Here is a 2,634-nt window from a genome sequence, read left to right as displayed (position 1 = left end):
ATGAGGCTCTGGACTTTAGACCGATAATACCGCGTTTCGATCCTGTGCAAAAGTCAGCGATTTCCAAAGCCTCACGGCTTTCCGGAAAATCGCTGCCGATGCTCTCGATAGCCTCACGCAAGCCCTTGCCTGAGCGGTAGATACGAGTGTAGGTGCGCTTGATGGCGAGGATCTGGTCGTCGCTGAAGCCGCGCCGCTTGAGGCCGATCTTGTTAGGGCCGTAGTAGGCGAGTGGGTCGCCGGTAGTCAGAATGTAGGGCGGCACATCCTGCGCTACTCGCGAGAAGCCGCCTATGAAGGCGTGGCGCCCGATCCGGCAAAACTGATGCACCGCCACGACACCGCCTATCGAAGCCCACTCCCCGATCGTTACGTGCCCCGCGAGATTGACGGCGTTGGCAAGGATCACGTGATCGCCGACCGCGCAGTCGTGCGCAATATGGGAGTAAGCCATCAGCATACAGTCGCTGCCGACCGAAGTCAGTTTATGGCCGTGGGCGGTCCCACGGTTAACGGTAGCAAACTCGCGGATCACCGTTCGGTCGCCTATGCGGGCTTCGGATTGTTCACCGCCAAACTTCAGGTCCTGCGGCTCGGTGCCGATGACGGCACCTTTGGAAACTCGGCACTCCCGGCCGATGCGCGCACCGCTTGCCAATAGAACTCCCGACGCTATCCGGCTATGGTCACCAATCTCGACATCGTCTTCGATAACCGCAAACGGGCCGATCTCGACATACTCGCCGATTCGGGCGAGCCCCGAGACGACTGCTGTAGGATGAATCCTCGCCGATGCAGGGTGGCTCATCAGAATTTGCCGGGGCTGGAGGCTTTGCGACCGCCGGGTGCCACAAGCGGGATACCTTTACGGCAGAGCGGACACTCTTCAGGACGATACTCGATCAGGTCGGTAACCTGCAAGAGAGGTATGAACGGGAAGTCAAAGGCGACCCGGCCTTTGCTGCGATCGACCAGAATGAGAGCGGCGGTCACGACGCCTCCGGCGGCTTGCACACACTTGACGACATCGCTGATCGAGCCCCCGAGGTTGACGACATCCTCGGCTATCCAGACCGGTTCGCCGGGATCTATCTGGAAGCCACGGCGCAGTTCGTTGCGGCCGTCGATCTTTTCGGTGAAGTAGGCGAGCGCACCAATCTGACGGGCGATCTCGAAAGCCATTAAGGCTCCGCCAGTGAGGGGGCCAACCACTACTCGCGGACGGGGTGCCGGAGCACGGGCGATGAGTTCGGCGCAGAGTTCCGACGTAACCTGCGGATTTTCAATTGCCCGGAACTTCTCGATATAGACTTCGCCGTGCAGTTTGCTTGCGTAGAGGAAGTGGCCTTTTAGAAAAGCACCTGCGTCGCGCAAGATCTGCTCTACTTGAGTCATTTCCATCAACCAGCCCTCCCCCCTTTTTCGACCCGGTAGCGCTGCTGATAACGAATGTTGTGAACGATGATTTCCTCCTGCAACTCCTTGGGAATATCGGTGAACCGGCACATCAGGACGAGGTAGTCGTCGCGCCGGGAATCGGGCAGGATCTTAAGGACCACGGCCTCAACGCGAAAGATACTGAGGAGTTTCTCCAGTGAGAAAGAGAGGAGCACGCGCTCGCCTTCCTCGAGGCCTTTCAGGACGTCTTCCGAGGCGGCAAGTTTAAGGCCGCCGGCCGAGAGGTCAACGGCGGTGCCCGTAATCGCCGGGCTTAGTCGTTCGACCTTGTCACGCTGTAGGCGGTGCAAGCGAACCGGCATCTCGATGTCGAGCCGGAAGTGCTCGCGGCGCTGAATGCGCTCCAGTTCGCGAGGACGCTCGACAACCAGAATGGGCAGCAGGCCGATGGCTTCCTCACGCAGGATGCGGGTGTTGAAGCGGTAGGTCGCGTCTTGACGCTGGAACTGAATTTCGATGAGACTGCCGATACGCGCCGGCATAAGGCGTTTGTCAATGATCGGACGATCGATGTAAATGCCGTCGGGCTGAATGTCCTGGACCCGGACATCGAAGACGCTGACCGAATCGCCATGCGACACCCGCAGTTCGACCCGGTCGCGGATCTGGAGGAAGTTCGGGCCGAGCATCAAGCCTTCCGGTCAGTGATCATTGAACGAGTTGCTCCCGGAAACGGCCGGCTGCGTCGCCGGCGGCGGAGGCGAAGTCTTCTCCTGACGATGCATAGAGGATGCTGCGGGAGACGTTGACCAGCGCCGGTCCGCGATAGTCCTGGAGGGCGTTCTTTAATGCTGCGAGGTCTCCGCCTTGCTCGCCGATACCGGGAATCAGGAGCGGCATGTCAAGGGCCTCACTTAGAATCGACTTCCAGGTTTCAGGCCGCGTAGCCCCCACAACAAGGCCGACGTTGCCTTCCCGACTTAGTTGCCGGGCCATCCGGACGATATGCAGATAGAATGGCTCGCCTTCGCAGTCGAGGTTTTGCAATGCAGCACCGCCCGGATTGGATGTTACCGCAAGCACATAGACGCCGCGGTCAGGACGTTCGACGAACGGCTCGAGCGAGTCGGCTCCGAGATAGGGACTGACGGTTGCGGCGTCTCCGCCAAGGTTGTCGAAGAGCGCGCGAGCATAAGCCCTGGCGGTGTTGCCGATATCACCACGCTTGCCGTCGAG

The 2,634-nt window shown here is 59.9% G+C and carries 4 protein-coding genes; all 4 read right to left on the bottom strand.

Translation table 11 applies throughout. The features are described 5' to 3' along the window. On the bottom strand, positions 1-808 hold an 808-nt coding region (gene lpxA / locus FJY67_11985), incomplete at its 3' end, for an acyl-ACP--UDP-N-acetylglucosamine O-acyltransferase (protein MBM3330167.1). Further along, positions 808-1,401: an orotate phosphoribosyltransferase gene (locus FJY67_11980; GenBank protein ID MBM3330166.1), complete on the bottom strand. Its 594-nt coding sequence runs from the start codon at positions 1,399-1,401 to the stop codon at positions 808-810. The genes lpxA and FJY67_11980, both read right to left, overlap by 1 nt. Continuing rightward, complete coding sequence (locus tag FJY67_11975; GenBank protein MBM3330165.1) at positions 1,401-2,087, bottom strand: hypothetical protein; 687 nt, start codon at positions 2,085-2,087, stop codon at positions 1,401-1,403. The genes FJY67_11980 and FJY67_11975 overlap by 1 nt, the downstream gene beginning before the upstream one ends. Before the next feature lie 19 nt (positions 2,088-2,106). Then, positions 2,107-2,634, bottom strand: a 528-nt coding sequence (pyrF, locus tag FJY67_11970) for an orotidine-5'-phosphate decarboxylase (protein ID MBM3330164.1), incomplete at its 5' end; no start/stop codon positions are given.

The sequence above is a fragment of the Calditrichota bacterium genome (genome assembly GCA_016867835.1).
GTDB lineage: Bacteria > Electryoneota > AABM5-125-24 > Hatepunaeales > Hatepunaeaceae > VGIQ01.
This window is presented reverse-complemented; position numbering and strand designations above follow the sequence as displayed.